Source organism: Martinezella tropici (genome assembly GCF_008370325.1).
Classification (GTDB): Bacteria; Pseudomonadota; Alphaproteobacteria; order Rhizobiales; family Rhizobiaceae; genus Rhizobium; species Rhizobium tropici_B.
This window is the reverse complement of the sequence record NZ_VNIP01000008.1, coordinates 490,666-508,821: the sequence shown is the minus strand read 5'-3', so window position 1 is coordinate 508,821 and position 18,156 is coordinate 490,666. Positions and strand designations below refer to the sequence as shown.

Genomic DNA, 18,156 nt, shown 5'->3' with positions numbered 1-18,156 from the left:
TTCCTTTAGTGACGCCGGCTGGCTGCGATCTCTTCGCTATAGCGCATTTCCAGCAGCGTCTTCAGTATAAGTGTGACAAGGGCAAGCAGGGCCAGGAGCGTGGCAACGGCGAATGCCCCCGAGAAATTATATTCGTTATAAAGAATTTCGACCTGCAAAGGCATCGTGTTGGTTTCGCCACGGATATGACCCGAAACGACCGAAACCGCTCCGAACTCGCCCATGGCGCGGGCGTTGCAGAGCAGCACGCCGTAAAGCAAGCCCCATTTGATATTCGGCAGCGTGACATACCAGAATGTCTGCCAGCCGTTCGCCCCTAGAGAAAGCGCCGCCTCCTCGTCCGCGCTGCCTTGCTCCTGCATCAGCGGGATCAGCTCGCGCGCGACGAAGGGAAACGTGACGAACATCGTCGCCAATACCAGGCCCGGAACCGCAAACAATATCTGTATGCCGTGGCTCTGCAGCCAGGGGCCAAGCGTACTGTTGGAATTGAACAACAGCACAAAGACCAGGCCTGATATGACCGGCGATATCGAGAAAGGCAGATCTATCAGGGTTGTCAGAAAGGCTTTACCCTTGAATTCGAACTTAGCTATCGCCCAGGCGGCTGCAACACCGCAGACAAGGTTCAAAGGCACGCTGATGCCGGCAACGATCAGGGTCAGCCGGATCGCCGCGAAAGTCTCCTCGTCGACCAGGGCTTCGAAGAAGGTCTCCACCCCCTTGCGGAAAGCCTCGACGAAAACGGCAGCCAGCGGCAGAAGGACCATCAATGTCAGGAAGGTCAACGAAATCAGCACGAAAACAATGCGCGCGACGCGGCTTTCGGTGATGACGGAATGGCCCGTTTCGACGGTGGCAGAAAGATCATGCGCCATAGCCATACCTCTTTCTGCTCCAGGACTGGATGAGGTTGATGATCAAAAGCATGGTGAAGGAAATAAACAGCATCAACGTCGCGATCGCCGTCGCTGCTGAATAATTATATTCCTCCAGGCGAATGACGATGAGCAGCGGCGCAATTTCCGAAACATAGGGCTTATTGCCGGCGATGAAGATGACTGATCCATATTCGCCGGCCGCGCGCGCGAATGCCAATGCAAAGCCCGTCAGCGCCGCCGGCGCAAGGCCCGGCAGCAGCACGCGGGTTATCGTCTGGAAACGCGACGCGCCGAGGGTTGCCGCCGCCTCTTCGACTTCGCGGTCGATCTCCTCCATCACGGGCTGCGCCGTGCGCACCACGAAGGGCAGGCCGACGAAAATAAGCGCGATGATGATGCCGACCGGGGTGAAGGCGATCTTGATGCCGAGCGGCGTCAGGAACTGACCGATCCAGCCATTCGGTGCATAGAGCGTCGTCAAGGCAATGCCGGCAACCGCCGTCGGCAAGGCGAACGGCAGATCGACCATGGCATCGAGGATACGTTTGCCCGGAAAGCGATAACGCACCAGCACCCAGGCAAGGATAAGCCCAAGCACGGCATTGACGAGTGCGGCGATGAAGGCGCCGCCGAAGCTCATACGCAACGCATAGAGCGTGCGCACATCAAGAGCCAAAGCCCAGAATTTTTCCCAGCCGAGAGCGCTGCTCTTCCAAAGCAAGCCCGACAGCGGAATAAGAACGATGAAGATGAGCCAAGCCAAGGTAACGCCGAGCGCCAATCCGAAGCCCGGAATGACACTCGGCTGCCGTAACCGCCACCGTTTGCGGGTTATAGAATGCATTCAGTCTTATTGTCCCGGCTTGTAGATCTGATCGAAGACGCCCCCGTCAGCGAAGAATTTCGGCTGAGCTTGAGACCATCCGCCGAAATCGTCAATGGTTGCCAGCTTCAAGGCCGGGAAACGGGCAACATCCTTGGGGTCTGCCGCTTCCGGCTTGATCGGCCGGTAATAGTGCTTGGCGGCGATCTTCTGACCTTCATCCGAGTACAGATAGTTGAGATAGGCTTCCGCGACCTTGCGCGTGCCCTTGGTGTCGACATTGCCATCAACAACGGCAACCGGCGGATCGGCGCGGATCGAGACGGACGGGGTCACGATCTCGAATTTGTCGGGGCCGAGCTCATCGAGCGAGAGATAGGCTTCGTTTTCCCAGGCAAGTAGGACATCGCCGAGGCCACGCTGCACGAAGGTCGTCGTCGCGCCGCGCGCGCCGGTATCGAGAACCGGGACATGCTTCAGGAGCTGCGCGACATATTCCTGCGCCTTGGCATCGTCGCCGCCATTGGCCTGCTTGGCCCAGGCCCAGGCCGCCAGAATATTCCAGCGGGCACCGCCCGACGTCTTCGGGTTCGGCGTGATGACTTCGACGCCATCCTTGACCAGATCCGCCCAGTCCTTGATGCCCTTGGGATTGCCCTTGCGAACCAGGAAGACGATGGTCGAGGTATAGGGAACGGAATTGTTCGGGAACTTGGTCTTCCAGTCGGCGGGAATCTTGTGCGTCGCCTTGGCTATCGCGTCGATATCGCCTTCAAGCGCCAGCGTCACAACATCGGCGTCGAGACCATCGATGACCGAGCGGGCCTGTGCGCCGGAACCACCATGCGAAGCCTTGATATTGATGGTTTCGCCCGTATCCTTCTTCCACTTGGCAGCAAAAGCCGCGTTGAAATCCTTATACAATTCACGCGTCGGATCGTAGGAAACATTGAGAAACGTCTTGTCCGCCGCCCAAGTCGGCGCGACGGCCGCGACCGAAAAACTGCCGATCAGAACTGCGGTGGCGAGAAGCCGGGAAAGCTTTATCGTCTGCATGGATGCACCCCCTTCGTTTGTCCTTAAACCCTACCAACTTGGTCGTATAAAGTAACGAAGACCGTTCCCGTTTTAAGCAACTCCGGAGAACAGCATCCCATAGAATCTCAAAAAGTGAAATCACATTCCCGAACAGCGGACAGGACGCGATCCAAGCGCCCGCCCTCTCAGGCGATGGAGTCGGACATGAAGACCGAATAGAGCTCGTCGGCGCTCCTGGCCTGCCGCATCGCCGTCAGAACGCCCTCCGTCCGCAGCCGCCTGGCGATCGCGGCAAGCACATTCAGATAGTCGCTCCGGCCGCCTTCCCCGAAAAGCAGCACGAATGCCCATTCCGTCGGAATATCGTCTATAGCCTCGAAATCGACGGCATGGGCAAAACGCACCATCAATCCGCGCGGTCTGGTCATACCGGCAATGGCGGCATGCGGAACGGCAACGCCATTGCCAATCCCGGTCGTACCCAGCTTCTCGCGAGCCTCCAGCACGCGCAGAACCATTGCCTCATCCAAGCCGAAGCAGCTGGCCGCCTTCGATGACAGCATCTGCAGCGCCCGCCATTTGGTCGGAGCTGCCAATCCGACAAAGACGTGTTCGGGAAGAATGATCGTGGAAAGGTCCATGGTCGCACTCAGGGTCAAGCAATCGGTCGTTCTGAAATGATTTTCATTGCCGCAAGATCGAGGCTAGGCCACCTCGATAACGGATCCGAAGTCTTGATGGCCTCAATCCGGCTCGCGCAGGCGGTAGCCGACGCCCGTCTCGGTGGTGATATAGTGTGGCTGATCAGGAATCTCCTCGATCTTCTGCCGGAGCTGGCGGACATAAACGCGCAGATACTGCACATCGGCCGCCGGTCCCCAAATCTGCTTCAGCAGGAACTGATGCGTCAGCACCTTGCCGGCATGCTGGGCAAGCACGCGCAGGATGTCGTACTCCTTCGGCGAGAGCTTGATCTCCTTGCCATCGACCTTGACGATGCGCTTGACGAGATCGATGGAAAGGCCGCCGGTCTGAAAGATCGCCTTCTCGCCCTGCTGCTGCAGGCGATGGCGCAGTGCCACGCGAATGCGGGCCGCAAGCTCGTTGACACCGAAAGGCTTGGTCACGTAGTCGTCGGCGCCGCTTTCGAGCGCCTTGACGATACCCGCCTCGTCCGTGCGACTCGACAGAATGACGACCGGGATTTGCACCCCATCCTCGCGCCATTCCAAGAGCAGATCCTGGCCCGATTTGTCGGGAAGGCCGAGATCGAGCACGATCAGATCGGGCTGGTCCTCGTCCACCGATGCTTGGGCGGATGCGGCGCTCTGCGCCTCGTTGACGACGTAGCCCTGGGCACCGAGACCAACGCGCAGCAATTTGCGGATCGGCGGCTCGTCATCGACGACGAGAATCTTGACGGCAGTGGTGTTCATTTCAGTTCATCCAGCTTCGGGACATCTGTTGGTTTCGGCAGGCGGATGGTGAAGACGGCCCCCTGCCGATCCGTTCTGTTACCGGCGGCGATCGTGCCGCCCATCGCCTCGATGAAACCGCGGCAGATGGAAAGGCCAAGGCCGGTGCCGGCGCGCACCTGATCTCCCTTGCGCACGCGATAGAACGTATCGAAGACGCGTTCGAGATCAGCAGGTGGAATGCCCTGCCCTTCATCCATGACCCTGAAGACGATATTGTCGATATCGGCCCAGGCTTCGAGGCGGATGGCCGATCCCTCCGGCGCGTATTTGGCAGCATTGTCGAGCAGATTAAACAGCACCTGTTCGAACAGTACCGGATCGACCTTGACCATCGGCAGATCGACGGGCATCTGCACGTCGACGCGATGATGAGCCAGGATTTTTTCCGCCCGCCGCAACGCACTGCCGACGATATCGCCGGCATAATGCAGCGCATAATTCGGCTCCATTGCGCCGGACTCGATCTTGGTCATATCGAGCAGATTGGCGATGAAACGGTTGAGCCGTTCCGATTCATCGATGACGGTCGAAAGGAGATCAACCCGGTCCTCGTTCGGCAGGGTTTCCAGATAATCACGCAAGGTGCCTGCTGCTCCAAGGATAGCGGCGAGCGGCGTCTTCAAATCATGCGAAATCGAGGTCAACAGCGCCGAGCGCAGCCGGTCCGCCTCGACGGCGAGTTTGGCCCGGTCGACATCGGCCACCAGCTGCACGCGCTCGATGGCCAGAGCCGCCTGATCGGCGAGAGCATCGAGCAGCCGCTGCTGTTCCGGCGTCAGAAGCGGTCCGTCGCGACGATCGCTGTCGAGGCCGATGACGCCGACGGCTGTTCGGCCTGTGCGGAGCGGAACGTAAAGGCGCTTGGCGCCAGGCAAGGTATCGGCGCCGCGGCCTGCCGCATGATTGTGCTCCCAGGCCCAACGCGCCGCGGCGATATCGGCGTCGTCGAGCGTATCGTCAGGCGGATAGCCGGCCTTGACGGCGATCGTGCCATGCTCCGGTAAAAGCAGCACGACCCGCAGCTTCAGCATCGAGGCCAGCTGAAAGGCGGTGGCCCAGAGAACATCATCGAGCGTGCCGGTGCCGGCGAGCTTCTTGGAGAAGAGATAAAGGTCCTCGGTCGTCCGAGCGCGTTGCCGCGCTGCCGCCGCCTGCCGTTGCACCGTCGCCGTCAGATTGCTAGCGATCACCGCGACGCCGAGGAAGAAGAAGAAGGCGAGCACGCTTTCCGGATCGCTGATCGTCAGCGTATAGCGCGGCGGCAGGAAGAAGAAATTGAAGGCGAGAGCCCCGAGAAAACAAGAATAAAGCGCCGGCCGCAGGCCTTGCGTGACTGCGCTGGCCAAAACCGCCATCAGGAAGACCAGCGCCAGATTTCGCACATCCAGCACCTGGTCGAGGATGACGCAGAAACCGAGCGCTATGGCGACATAGAGCGTTGCCAGAATATAGCCACGCAGCTGGAAGGGGGGCGGCGAAGGCGCGACCTTGACGCCGCGGCTTGCGACCTGACCATCCACTTCGCTGCCGGAAATGACGTGGACGCTGATATCCCCGGCCCTGCGGATGAGATCATAGGACACCGACCGGCGGGACCAATCGCGCCAGGAGCCGATTTTCGGCGAACCGATGACGATGTGGGTGACATTGTTGCTGGCCGAATGGCGAAGCAGTTCCTCCGCCACCTCGCGGCCCGGAAGGGTAATTGCTTCACCGCCGAGCTGTTCGGCGAGCCTGAGCGTTGCGGCAATCGTGTCTCGCTGCACCTCCGTCAGACCGATCGAGCGGTTGGTTTCGACATAGACGGCAGCCCAGGGTGCTCGCAGACGCGACGCCATGCGGGCGGCATAGCGGACCAACGATGCCGAGCGTGGGTGATGATCGATGGAGACGAGTACGCGCTCGCCGGCAGCCCAGGGGCCAGGGATCGCATGCGCCTGCATATGGGTCAGGAGCTGGTCGTCGACGCGCTGCGCAGTCCGCCGTAGCGCCAGCTCGCGCAATGCCGTCAGGTTGCCGGGCGTGAAATAGTTGGTCAGTGCGCGCTCGGCCGTCTTCGAGACATAAACCTTGCCGTCATGCAGCCGCTTGATGAGATCATCCGGCGTCAAGTCGATGATCTCGACATCGTCGGCCATGTCGATGATCGAATCCGGTACGGTCTCGCGCACGCGGATGCGGGTAATCTGCGAGACGACATCGTTCAGGCTTTCGACATGCTGGATGTTCAGCGTCGTATAGACGTCGATACCGCGATCCAGGAGCTCCTTGACATCGAGATAGCGTTTCGGATGCCGGCTGCCCTGCGCGTTGGTGTGGGCGAGTTCATCGACCAATACCAGTTCGGGACGGCGTTTCAGGATCGCGTCGAGATCCATCTCCTCGAGCGACCTGCCCTTATAGTCGACATTAACGCGCGGAACGATCTCGAACCCGTCGAGCAAGGCCTGCGTCTCGCGACGGCCGTGGGTCTCGACGACGCCGACCAGGACATCGACGCCGTCGGCGATCTTCGCCCGGCCGGACATCAGCATCTCATAGGTCTTGCCGACACCAGGGGCCGCACCCAGAAAAACCTTCAAGCGTCCGCGTGTCTCGGCCCGCGCTTTTTCGAGAAGCGCATCGGGGGAAGGCCTGCTCAACATGTCGCGGCTTTCATCTGCCATTCGCGGGTCGTCTTTCCTGATAAGGTTGAGACGGCACTAACCGTCTCAACCTCTTCAACTTATTGAGTCATAGAAGCATCGAGCGACTGGTTCAATGCCAGCACATTGACCACAGGCTCGCCGAAAACGCCGAGCTCGCGCGGCTCGATGGCAGCATCGACGAGCGACTTGACCTTGGCCTCGTCCGTGTTGCGGGCCTTGGCCACGCGCGGGATTTGGAAATAGGCATCTTCAGGCGAGATGTCCGGGTCGAGGCCGCTACCCGACGTGGTGAGCAGATCGATCGGAACAGGCGTATTCGGATTCTGCGCCTGCAATGTCGCCGCATCCCCCTTGATACGGGCGATCAGGCTCGAATTGGTCGGACCGAGATTGGAGCCCCCGGAATTGGCGGCATTGTAGGGTGCGGAAACCGATTTGGTCGGATCGTTCGGGTCGGCACCGGTCGTGGCCGAGGGGCGGCCATGGAAATAGCGGTCGGTCGTGAAATTCTGACCGATGAGGCTGGAGCCGATCACCTTGCCGTCCTTTTCCACCAGACTGCCATTGGCCTGGTGGGGAAAGAGCGTCTGGGCGACACCGGTCATGGCAAGCGGATAGGCAAGGCCGGTCAGAACGGTCGCAGCGACGATCATGACGATCGCGGGTCTGATTTGTTTCAACATGAGAGAAACTCCTTAGGCGAGGCCGATGGCGGTAATCGCCATGTCGATGGCCTTGATGCCGATGAAGGGAACGATGATGCCGCCGAGGCCGTAGATCAGCAGGTTGCGGCTGAGCAGCGCGCCGGCGCCAATCGGCCGGTAGCGGACACCCTTCAGCGACAGCGGGATCAGTGCGACGATGATGAGCGCATTGAAGATGATGGCCGAGAGGATGGCGCTTTGCGGCGTCGCCAGTCCCATCACGTTCAGCATCTTCAGCTGCGGATAGAAGGCGATAAACATTGCCGGGATGATGGCGAAATACTTCGCGATATCGTTGGCGATGGAGAAGGTCGTCAGCGCGCCGCGGGTCATCAGCAACTGCTTGCCGATCTCGACGATCTCGATCAGCTTCGTCGGGTCGCTGTCGAGATCGACCATGTTGCCGGCTTCGCGGGCGGCAACCGTGCCGGTGTTCATGGCAACGCCGACGTCGGCCTGGGCGAGTGCGGGCGCATCGTTCGTGCCGTCGCCGCACATGGCGACCAGCTTGCCCTGCGCCTGCTCCTGACGCATCAGCGCCAGCTTCATCTCAGGCGTTGCCTGGGCGAGGAAGTCGTCGACGCCGGCTTCGGCGGCAATCGCGGCCGCCGTCAGCGGGTTGTCGCCCGTGATCATCACTGTGCGGATACCCATGCGGCGCAGTTCCGCAAAGCGTTCGCGGATACCGCCCTTGACGATGTCCTTGAGATGGATAACGCCCAGCAGGCGACCGTCGCGGGCAACGGCAAGCGGCGTGCCGCCGGCCTTGGCAATCTCGTCGGCGATCGCCTGCAATTCCCGCAGCATCTCGCTCGATGTGCGCGACATGACGGCCGTGCCTTCGGTTGCACCATTAGCTGCGCCCTCGACATAGGCGACGACGGCATCGACCGCACCCTTGCGGATCGACGAGCCTTCAAGGTCGACGCCGCTCATGCGGGTCTGGGCGGTGAAGGGAACGAAGGTCGCCTTCAAGCTCGTCATGTCGCGGCCGCGGATCGCATATTTCTCCTTGGCAAGCACGACGATCGAGCGTCCCTCAGGTGTTTCGTCGGCAAGCGAGGCAAGCTGTGCGGCATCGGCGAGGTCCTGCTCGCTGATACCACGGACGGGGCGGAAGGCGGTCGCCTGACGGTTGCCAAGCGTGATCGTGCCGGTCTTGTCGAGGAGCAGCGTATCGACGTCGCCGGCGGCCTCGACAGCGCGGCCCGACATGGCCAGCACGTTGAAGCGCACCAGGCGGTCCATGCCGGCGATACCAATCGCCGATAGCAATGCGCCGATGGTCGTCGGGATCAGTGTCACGAACAGCGCAACGAGCACGACCGTCTGGATCGAACCGCCGGCATAGGCGGCGAAGCTCGGGATGGTGACGGTCGCCAGCACGAAGATCAGCGTCATGCCGGCCAGCAGGATGTTGAGCGCGATTTCATTCGGCGTCTTCTGCCGCTCGGCACCTTCGACCAGCGCGATCATGCGATCTATGAAGGTCGAACCGGCAGCAGCCGTGATGCGGACGCGGATTTCATCCGACAGAACCTGCGTACCGCCGGTGACCGCCGAGCGGTCGCCGCCCGATTCACGGATGACAGGCGCCGACTCACCGGTAATCGCGGCTTCATTGACGGAAGCGACGCCTTCAATGACTTCGCCATCAGACGGAATGATATCGCCGGCTTCGACCAGAACGACATCACCGACCTTGAGGCTTGTGCCGGGCACCATCTTGTAATCGGTGCGGCTGCTGCCGACCAGAAGCTTTGCCTGGGTTTCGGTGCGCGACTTGCGCAGCGAATCCGCCTGGGCCTTACCGCGACCTTCGGCAACAGCCTCGGCGAAATTGGCAAACAACACCGTGAACCACAGCCAGATATTGATCTGCAGCGAGAAGCCGAGATTGCCGCCGCCGGTGATGAGGTCGCGCAGGAAAAGAACAGTCGTCAGCATCGAAACGACGGCGACCACGAACATGACGGGGTTCTTGGCAAGCGTGCGCGGGTTCAACTTCTTGAACGAAGCGCCGATCGCCGGAACGAGAATGCGAGAATCCAGAATACTCGCTGATTTTAACTGGCTCATAAGAGGCTCCAGCGTGAAGAGGAAAACGTCAGATCGGAACGCAGCCGATCAGCCGATTAAAAATCCGAAGACGACAAGGCCGAGAAACAGGGCAACCATCGCCAGCAAGATGGCGTCGGACGCGCAGGTCATTCCGGCCGGGCCACGCCCCCTGTCGAAGGGGCGTGGATCGATGACTTTTCTAAGCTTGCCTAGAAGCGGTTGGCTCATCGCCGTCATTCCTTAAAAGGTCTGGCCCGCGATCATCGCCAGATGTTCGACGATCGGTCCAAGCGCCAGCGCCGGGAAGAAGGTCAGGCCGCCGACGATAAGGATCGTGCCGACCAGCAGACCGACGAAGAGCGGACCATCCGTCGGGAAGGTGCCGGCCGAAGCGGGAACCGTCTTCTTGCTGATCAGGGAGCCGGCGATCGCAAGGGCCGGAACGATGACGAGGAAGCGGCCGATCAGCATGACGATGCCGAGCGTGATATTGTACCAGGGCGTATTGCCGGATAGGCCGCCGAAGGCAGAGCCGTTGTTGGCCGCCGCCGAACTATAGGCGTAGAGGATCTCGGAGAAGCCGTGCGGACCGGCGTTGCTGACCGACGCGACGGCAAAGGGCAGCACGGCGGAAATCGCCGTGAAGATCAGCATGCCGGCAGGCAGGCAAAGCACGGCAAGCATTGCCATCTTCACTTCCTTGGCCTCGATCTTCTTTCCGAGATATTCCGGCGTACGCCCGACCATCAGGCCCGCAACGAAGATGGCGATGACGACGAACATCAGGATGCCGTAGAAACCGGCGCCGACGCCGCCGACGATGACTTCGCCAAGCTGCAGGTTGATGAGGGGGATCAGGCCGCCGATCGCGGTGAAGCTGTCGAGCATGCCGTTGACCGCGCCGCAGGATGCGGCGGTGGTGATGACCGCGAAGAGCGAAGAGGCAGCGATCCCGAAGCGGACTTCCTTGCCTTCCATATTGCCGCCCTGGATGCCGAGCGCATGAACAAGCGGATTGCCTGCCGCTTCAGCCCAATAGGTAACGATCACGCCGGCGATGAACAGTGTGCCCATCGCAGCCAGGATCGCCCAGCCCTGCCGCTGGCTGCCGACCATACGGCCGAAGACGTTGGTAAGCGATGTACCGATGGCGAAGATCGCCAGCATCTGCAGGAGGTTGGAGATCGCGTCCGGGTTTTCGAACGGATGCGCCGAGTTGGCATTGAAGAAGCCGCCGCCATTCGTGCCGAGCATCTTGACGGCAAGCTGCGAGGCTACGGGACCGACGGCAATCGTCTGCTGCGCGCCTTCCAGCGTCGTTGCGTTGACATAGGGACCAAGCGTCTGCGGCACGCCGAGATAGACGAAAGCCAGCGTCAGAACGATGCAGATCGGCAGGAGGACATAGAGCGTCGCGCGTGTGAGATCGACCCAGAAATTGCCGATCGCCTTGCCGGAGGCGCGCGCGAATGCGCGGATCAGCGCAATGGCGATGGCAATGCCGGTTGCCGCGGAAACGAAGTTCTGCACGGTGAGGCCAGCCATCTGCACAAGATAGGACATCGTGCTTTCGCCGCCGTAGTTCTGCCAATTGGTATTGGTGACGAAGCTGGTCGCCGTATTGAAGGACAATTCCGGCCCGACCGCGGTCATGCCGGCCGGATTGTACGGCAGGCCGCCCTGCAGTCGCTGCAGCGCATAGAGGACGAGGAAGCCGGCAAGGCTGAACAGCAGCATCGAGACCGAATAGGTCGTCCAGTGCTGCTCTTCACGCTCGTTCGTGCCGGCCAAACGATAAAGCCCCCGTTCCACAGGACGGAGGACGAAGGAGAGGAAGGTGCGCTCGCCGGTAAAGACACGCGTCATGTAACCGCCGAGCGGTTTGATGAGCAGGAGAAGGATCCCGATATAAATGAGGATCTGAAGCCATCCGTTGAAGGTCATGGAAGTAACTTTCCCTATGAAGCGCTGTTAGAAGCGCTCGGGGCGAATGAGAGCATAGACCAGGTAGACGGTGAGAAAGATCGTCACGCCGCCGCCGAGAATGTAATCGAGAAGCATTGCCGTCTCTCCGACTAGAGGCTGTCGCAGGCCTTGGTATAAGCGACGCAAAGGAGGAAGAATAAAACGCCGATCCCGACAAGAATAATGTCCATCATCGATCGCGAATCCTTGATTGTTATTGTTGATGACAGAAAAGATCCGGAGCGCTCCACATGAAGGCGCCTATTTTCAATCTGCCGAGGGGAAGAGCACTTCGCGTGTATCTTCGCCACACAATATGCGACCGAACCGCATTAAGGTTCGAGACGGGCGGATAGGAGAAGATATAAAAATCTTATAAATGCCCACGGGATTGTCGAGACGAGCGGAGATGTCTCTATCCCGCGCCTGGACCGCACGCCCAAGACAGTCGACAAGGGTATGGCGAGACATAAAGCGGGCCCGCGTCACGCTTGATGCAGTTTCCGACCAGTGATTTAGTCAACGACCTAGCGATAGAGTTTTTGCAACACGATTCATGACTATTCGACCCCCAGACAAAGAAATGCGAACCAGTGACCACCAGCATCAGACATATCGCGAAGCTCGCTGGAACATCAGTCTCGTCGGTCTCGCGCGTGCTGAATAATAGCGGCTATGCCTCTCCGGAGCTGCGGGAGCGTGTGGAGGCTGCCATTCGCACTCTCAACTACACGCCAAGCAAGGGAGCACGCATGCTTCGCGGCGCACCGAGCCGGATGATCGGGCTGATGCTGCCGTCGATCGACGTGCCTTTCTTCGGCATCCTCGCGCATGCCATCGAACAGGACCTGTTCCGGCGCGGCTATCAGACGCTGATCTGCAGCACGGCCGAAAATATGGATCACGAGGCACGCTACATCTCCATGCTGCTATCCCAGCGCGTCGACGGCGTCATCGTGGCAAGCGCCTTCGGCAGTACCGACCATTTCGAAGCGCTGCGCGACGCGCAGATCCCGATCGTCGCCATCGACCGCGAGCTCACCGGAATTGCCGACGATGCCGTCATGGCCGATCATGAGGAGGGCGGGCGCTTGATGGCCCGCCATCTGATCGGCCTTGGCCATCGTCTGATCGGCATTGTCGGTGCGCCGGCGCATAGCCAGCCGGTCCAGCTTCGCCTTCGCGGCATCACGGCGGAAATGGCCGAAAACGGCATAGCACCAGCGGTCGTGACCATGGCCGAGGAACATAGCTTTGCGGCGACCTATCCTCTCGCAAGGGAATTGGTGGCCTCCCGGCCCGAGGTGACGGCCATTATCGGCACAACAGATATTTCGGCGATCGCCGCAATTCATGCCATTCAGGACCACGGCCTTTCCGTACCACGCGACTATTCGGTCATCGGCTTCGACGATCTGCCGGAGGCGGCCTATGTCTTTCCACGCCTGACGACCGTCGCGCAGCCGATCCGCAGCGTCGGCGAACAGGCAGCCCTGCGATTGGAGGCCCTGATCGAAGAAGAGCGGGCGAATGGCGAGCCGCGAAAGGACGCCATCGTCAAATTGCCTGTGACTTTGATCGAGCGCGATTCCACCGGCCCCGTCCGCAAATGAATATATGCCGCCTTCAGGCGGCATTCAGGGCCGGACGATGACCTTGATCTCGCCGGTCAATGGCGCGCTGCCGACCACGCTCGCCACCTCTTCGAGACCTATGGTCTTCGTGACAAGCGAATCCAGTTCCAGAATGCCGCTCGCCACCATGGCAGCAGCCCGGGAATGGGTGAAGGGATTGAGATAGGCCGGCCTGATCTCGACTTCGTTGGCAAGCAGATCGAATGGCAGAACGGGCACTTCGAGGCCTGCCGGCGTGACGCCGAAGAGGACGAAGACACCGCCACGTCGAGCCATCCGCACGCCGGTCTGCAGCGTTTCGGGAACTCCGGCGCATTCCATGACGACATCCACGCCACCATGGGTCGCATCCTTGACGGCGGCAACCGCGTCCACCGCCGTCGGATCGAGGGTCAGCCTCGCCCCCAGCCGCAACGCCGCCTCGCGCCGCGATAGCTGCCTCGTGATCAGGATGATCTGGTCCGCACCGGCAAGACGGGCCAGCTGCACCATGAGCAGGCCGATCACGCCGCCGCCCAATATAGCGACGCTGTCGCCCGGGCGGATCTTCGCCTTGTCGATGGCATGGATGCAGCAGGCCAGCGGCTCGCAAAAGGCGCCATGGACCGGATCGAGATCGGGAGGCAGCGTGAACGCCTGGCCGCAGGGAACCGCGACATGGTCGGCAAAGCCGCCGTCCCGCGTCACCCCAATAGCCTTCAGATTGGCGCATAGGTTCGGTCGCCCGCGCCGGCAGGCAGGGCAGGTGCCGCAAGCAATATTCGGGTCCACCGTCACGAGCTCTCCACCCACGAAGGACGAAACGCCCTCGCCTACCTCCTCCACGAGACCACAGAATTCATGGCCCAAGGCCACCGGCATGGCCGTCGGATATTCGCCCTTGAACATATGCCGGTCGGATCCGCAGATGCCGGCGGCCAGAACCCGGACGATGATATCTCCTGGTCCGGCGCTCGGCTTTTCCACATTGCGCATGGCCATGGATCCGATCGATTCCAAACGGACTGCCCTCATTCTCCTCCTCCGAGCATAAGGTTCGATTTCCTGATCCTATCGCGCAGCTCTCGGCGACACCATAGCATCCAATGATATGCGTTACCGCCTAGCAGCCGACACATCAGGCACATGCATGCTGCATCGCCTTCACATCCTTGAGAAGCGTTGGCATGTCAGGGATGCCGTCCGTCGCGGTCGCACCTCCCAGGCAACGGGCGGCGGCGGCATGGGCGGCAGCGCAGATGCGCTCGACGGGCCAATCTTCATGCAGGCCGTAAAGTACGGCGGCACAGAAGGCATCGCCGGCGCCGACCGTACTGACGATTTCAGCCGGATCAATCGGCCGCGACCTGGAAACAATAGGCGAGCGCCCCGGCGCGAACCAGAAGCAGATTTCCGGGGCGTGAATGATCGCGCCCCTGGCGACGCCCGCCGCCAGCAGCCGCTCACCGGTCGTCAGCAGCGCGGATTCGATCAACTCCCCCCTCCCGTCGCGTACGGTCACGCCGGTTGCCCGCCCCGCCTCGACTTCATTGATGACAAGGAAATCGCAATAGGGCAGAGCTGCACCAACCTTCGCCGCAAACTCCGGATCTTCGCTGGAGACGAAATCAACGCAGGTGGTCAGGCCGGCATTGCGCGCGGCCTCCAGCAGGCGTGATGCCCCGGATCGGCCATCCGCATCGATGCCGTCGAGACCGGGCAGTAGCATGAGATAGCCGAGGTAGAACAGCCGATAGCCGGCGTCCGCAAAGACGGCAGGCGAGACGAGCGCATCCGTCACTGCATCATTGGCGCCGCCATGATAGAAGAAGGTACGGTTCTGCCCCGGCACATTCATGACATGCGTATGCGCCGTCGCACGGTCGGCAAGCTCCCGCAGACCGATTACATCAATGCCGGCGCTCTGAAGCCGCGTCTTGACGATCTCTCCGTCGATATCCACGCCGATGCAGCCGGCGGCGGCGAGCTTTCCGGGAAAGCCGAGCGAGGCGAGGTCGGTAACGACATTGGCTGCCCCTCCCCCCACGCCCACGTCCTGATTGACGATGTGGGCGAGATTACCCTGCTCGGGCCAATAGGACAGCGTATGGACACGATCGACGATGAAGTTTCCCGCGCAGACAATCCCTCCCTTGTCCTGCTTCTCGCCGCCCCGAACCTCCTCCCCGGTCCGCATCAGCCACCTGCCTCATTCCACAGGGGTCTGAGAGGCGGTTCATCCTCCTCGATCGCGGCGAAACGGCCGATCGGCTCCAGAAAATAGTTATCGCTGTTATCGTCGTTGACTTGGCTGACCTCGCCGACGAACACAGGCCCGCCGCCCTTTCGGCCGTAAAAGCGATGATAGAGCCCAGTTCGGATCGTGACGCTCTGGCCGGGTGAGAGAACCAGCGGCTCCCACGCGGCAAGTTTCCTTGGCAGACCATCGACCGGAACGGTCACATGATCCTTCAGCACATTGCCTTCGGCGTCGGTCGCGGCAAATTCGATCACCAGATCGCCGCCGGCCCTGTTGATGATGTCTTCCATCTTGGCTTGATGACGATGGGTCGGCGTCACCTGCCCTTCCTCGACGAAAAGCAGCTTCTCGGCATAGGTACGCTCGCCTTCGACGCCGACGATGCCGTTGCGCAGGCAAAAGAGCACAAGGCCACACTCGGCAAATCGGCCGGAGCCGAAATCCGTGACGTCCCACCCCAATTGATGGGCACGCAGATAGCCCGCCGCCTCCGGATTGGCGGCGAAATCCGCCTCGGTCCAGTAGCCCCATTCCGGCAGGGACCATCGCCAATACTCTAGGGTTTTGCCTGCGCGCCGCAGCGCCTCGTTGATCTCGGAGCGCTTCATCGTGTGGACGCTCCTTCATAATCGACCGGCACGACGATATTCTCATGGCCGGATTTCAGCGCCGCCGTCAGCACCGCGTGATGCGCCTGCGCTTCTTCCGGCGTGGCACAAGTAAAGCCATTGGCGTTTCCGCCAGCCAATTCATCGACGAAAGCGGCCCACATTTGCTGGATGGCATCGGCAAAGCCGAACTCGAAGATCTTGCCTGTTATCGCCGGGAAGAGCGAGCCGTATCCAAGGTCTTCGGTGCTCCAGGCCTGAGCGCCGCCATTATAATCCATCCACTGCCATTGCCGCGGCGCTTTCGTGGTGAAGAAGGCGCTCTTCTTCATGCCGAGGATTCGAATGTACCAGGTATTGGCCTCGCCTGGCGCGATGCGCCACGTCTTCAACACCATCGGAAAATCCTGGTCGCCCGTGTTGACGCGAGCGCTGATCGTCGCATTGTCCCAGGTCGTGCACGGCACCATGCCGCCCTTGCCGTCCGGGCGCTCCGTGATCTTCTTGACCAGCTGCGCATGTAGTGTCTGTGGCCGCCAGCCGAGCCGCAAGGGCACATGCAGCACATGCATGCCGAGATCGCCCATGCAGCCATAGTCGCCGTTGATATCGGCCATGCGCTTCCAATTGATCGGCTTCTGCCTGTCTATGTCGGACGAATGCAGGAACCCTGCCTCGACTTCAAGAATATCGCCCATCTCGCCGCTTTCGGCGAGCGCAATGACCTTTTGCGCTCCCGGAAAGAACGGCATTTCCGACGAGCAGCGAACGAGAAGCTTCGGGTTTTCTGCCCGCACCGCCATGATCTCCCGGTTCTGGGCCGCATCCATGCCGAACGGCTTTTCGCCGAGCAGATGCTTTCCGGCTTTTAGGACATCGATATAGAATTGCTGGTGAAGCACATGCGGCACGGCGCAATAAACCGCGTCGACATCCGGATTGGCAAGCAGCTCCTTATAATCGTTGGTGAATTGCCGGACCGACGGCACGTTATCCTTGAACCAGTCGAGCAGTGCCGCATTGGTGTCGCAGACGGCAACGATTTCGGGCCGCGCCCTGGTATCGGCAAGGTGCAGCCAGCGCGCGGCGGCACTTGCGAATTCGCGTCCCATCAGGCCGCAGCCGATGACGCCGAAGCGGAATGCTCTTTTCATGTCTCCTCCTCCCCAGGATATATCAGGCGAGATGCCTGGAGGCGTCTTCGGGTGAAGCGCCCTCATGGACGATTGCCATCAGGGCGCGCGTCATGCCAGCGGGATTGTTGTGCTGGATGACGTTGCGACCATAGACGATGCCGTTGGCGCCTTGCTCCATCAACTGTTTCGTGCGGGAAAGGATTTCCTGATCCGAGACGCGGCCGCCACCACGCACCAATACGGGCAAGCCTTGGGCAATCTCGATGACGCGGTGGTATTCCCGCACATTGTCACAGGGGTCGGCCTTGATGATGTCGGCGCCGAGTTCGGCGGCCTGGCGCACCAGCGGCAGGATCTTGTCGATCGCACCATCGACCATATAGGCGCCTTTGGAATTGTCCTGCATGACCAACGGTTCGACCATCAACGGCATGCCGTAGATCTCGCATTCGCGTTTCAGGCTGTTCACGTTGCGCACGCAGGCGCGGTAAACCTCCGGCTGATCCGGTAGCATCAGAAGATTGACGACGACGCAGGCTGCATCGAGTGCAACAGCCTGCTCCACACCCCGGTCGATCATCTCGGAAAACAGTGCGGAGGGCAGCGGATTGCCGTAGATATTGGCGATATCGGTCCGCAGCACCAGAGCCGGGCGATGTTTGCCGGGGATTGCCTGCAGAATGGGCGCGGTACCCGGCGGAAGCTGGATGGCATCGGGCGCGGCATCGGCAATAACCTTGATCGCTGTTCGCATATCCTCGATGCCGGCGAGAAAGGTCCGTTCATTGAACATGCCATGATCGATGGCGACGTCGAAGCAATTTCCGGATACGCCGAACAGGCGGTTGAGCCGCGCCGATTTCATTAGTTCCTCCCAATGTGGTAACGTTTCCACATAGGCACATTAGAGGACAGATTTGGCGAGTCAAGGCGAGCGCCGC

General features: G+C 60.7%; 17 protein-coding genes. 1 reads left to right on the top strand and 16 read right to left on the bottom strand.

Annotated features, from left to right (window positions below; genetic code table 11):
- Window positions 1-5: 5 nt before the first annotated feature.
- The 11 genes from cysW to kdpF all read right to left on the bottom strand — a co-directional run bounded on the left by cysW (window position 6) and on the right by kdpF (window position 11,694).
- Window positions 6-878, bottom strand: coding sequence for a sulfate ABC transporter permease subunit CysW (gene cysW / locus FP026_RS15550; RefSeq protein WP_149635508.1), 873 nt, complete (start codon window positions 876-878; stop codon window positions 6-8).
- Complete coding sequence (gene cysT, locus FP026_RS15545; protein ID WP_149635507.1) at window positions 868-1,725, bottom strand: sulfate ABC transporter permease subunit CysT; 858 nt, start codon at window positions 1,723-1,725, stop codon at window positions 868-870. Before cysT ends, cysW begins: the two co-directional genes overlap by 11 nt.
- 6 nt (window positions 1,726-1,731) lie before the next feature.
- Complete coding sequence (locus FP026_RS15540; protein ID WP_149635506.1) at window positions 1,732-2,760, bottom strand: sulfate ABC transporter substrate-binding protein; 1,029 nt, start codon at window positions 2,758-2,760, stop codon at window positions 1,732-1,734.
- Window positions 2,761-2,927: 167 nt separating this feature from the next.
- A complete protein-coding gene (locus FP026_RS15535; RefSeq protein WP_149635505.1) occupies window positions 2,928-3,383 on the bottom strand; it encodes a PTS sugar transporter subunit IIA in 456 nt (151 codons plus the stop codon).
- Window positions 3,384-3,485: 102 nt separating this feature from the next.
- A complete protein-coding gene (locus tag FP026_RS15530; protein WP_149635504.1) occupies window positions 3,486-4,178 on the bottom strand; it encodes a response regulator in 693 nt (230 codons plus the stop codon).
- Entirely contained in the window at window positions 4,175-6,886 is a 2,712-nt protein-coding gene (locus tag FP026_RS15525; protein WP_149635503.1) for a sensor histidine kinase, read from the bottom strand. The genes FP026_RS15530 and FP026_RS15525 overlap by 4 nt, the downstream gene beginning before the upstream one ends.
- A 59-nt stretch (window positions 6,887-6,945) precedes the next feature.
- A complete protein-coding gene (locus tag FP026_RS15520; protein WP_149635502.1) occupies window positions 6,946-7,551 on the bottom strand; it encodes a K(+)-transporting ATPase subunit C in 606 nt (201 codons plus the stop codon).
- A 12-nt stretch (window positions 7,552-7,563) separates the two neighbouring features.
- A complete protein-coding gene (gene kdpB / locus FP026_RS15515; RefSeq protein WP_149635501.1) occupies window positions 7,564-9,651 on the bottom strand; it encodes a potassium-transporting ATPase subunit KdpB in 2,088 nt (695 codons plus the stop codon).
- Window positions 9,652-9,699: 48 nt separating this feature from the next.
- Window positions 9,700-9,861 carry a hypothetical protein gene (locus FP026_RS30250; protein WP_162746286.1) on the bottom strand — a complete coding sequence of 54 codons (162 nt, stop codon included), beginning with the start codon at window positions 9,859-9,861 and terminating at the stop codon, window positions 9,700-9,702.
- A gap of 12 nt (window positions 9,862-9,873) precedes the next feature.
- Window positions 9,874-11,577 (bottom strand): potassium-transporting ATPase subunit KdpA, encoded by a 1,704-nt coding sequence (gene kdpA / locus FP026_RS15510; RefSeq protein WP_149635500.1) that lies wholly within the window; start codon window positions 11,575-11,577, stop codon window positions 9,874-9,876.
- Window positions 11,578-11,604: 27 nt separating this feature from the next.
- Window positions 11,605-11,694: a K(+)-transporting ATPase subunit F gene (kdpF, locus tag FP026_RS15505; protein WP_041678183.1), complete on the bottom strand. Its 90-nt coding sequence runs from the start codon at window positions 11,692-11,694 to the stop codon at window positions 11,605-11,607.
- Window positions 11,695-12,191: 497 nt separating this feature from the next.
- Here kdpF and FP026_RS15500 point away from each other — a divergent pair, with 497 nt between their 5' ends.
- A complete protein-coding gene (locus FP026_RS15500) occupies window positions 12,192-13,211 on the top strand; it encodes a LacI family DNA-binding transcriptional regulator (protein WP_149635499.1) in 1,020 nt (339 codons plus the stop codon).
- A 24-nt stretch (window positions 13,212-13,235) separates the two neighbouring features.
- Here FP026_RS15500 and FP026_RS15495 read toward each other — a convergent pair whose 3' ends face one another.
- The 5 genes from FP026_RS15495 to FP026_RS15475 all read right to left on the bottom strand — a co-directional run bounded on the left by FP026_RS15495 (window position 13,236) and on the right by FP026_RS15475 (window position 18,080).
- Window positions 13,236-14,246, bottom strand: a complete 1,011-nt coding sequence (locus FP026_RS15495) for a zinc-dependent alcohol dehydrogenase family protein (RefSeq protein WP_149635498.1) — start codon at window positions 14,244-14,246, stop codon at window positions 13,236-13,238.
- Between the two features lie 103 nt (window positions 14,247-14,349).
- The gene (locus tag FP026_RS15490) at window positions 14,350-15,408 is read right to left on the bottom strand and encodes a carbohydrate kinase family protein (protein ID WP_149635497.1); all 1,059 of its coding nucleotides are present in this window, start codon (window positions 15,406-15,408) and stop codon (window positions 14,350-14,352) included.
- Window positions 15,408-16,079 (bottom strand): D-lyxose/D-mannose family sugar isomerase, encoded by a 672-nt coding sequence (locus FP026_RS15485; RefSeq protein WP_149635496.1) that lies wholly within the window; start codon window positions 16,077-16,079, stop codon window positions 15,408-15,410. Before FP026_RS15485 ends, FP026_RS15490 begins: the two co-directional genes overlap by 1 nt.
- Window positions 16,076-17,233, bottom strand: coding sequence for a Gfo/Idh/MocA family protein (locus FP026_RS15480; RefSeq protein WP_149635495.1), 1,158 nt, complete (start codon window positions 17,231-17,233; stop codon window positions 16,076-16,078). The genes FP026_RS15485 and FP026_RS15480 overlap by 4 nt, the downstream gene beginning before the upstream one ends.
- A gap of 22 nt (window positions 17,234-17,255) precedes the next feature.
- Complete coding sequence (locus FP026_RS15475; protein WP_149635494.1) at window positions 17,256-18,080, bottom strand: class I fructose-bisphosphate aldolase; 825 nt, start codon at window positions 18,078-18,080, stop codon at window positions 17,256-17,258.
- Window positions 18,081-18,156 lie beyond the last annotated feature (76 nt).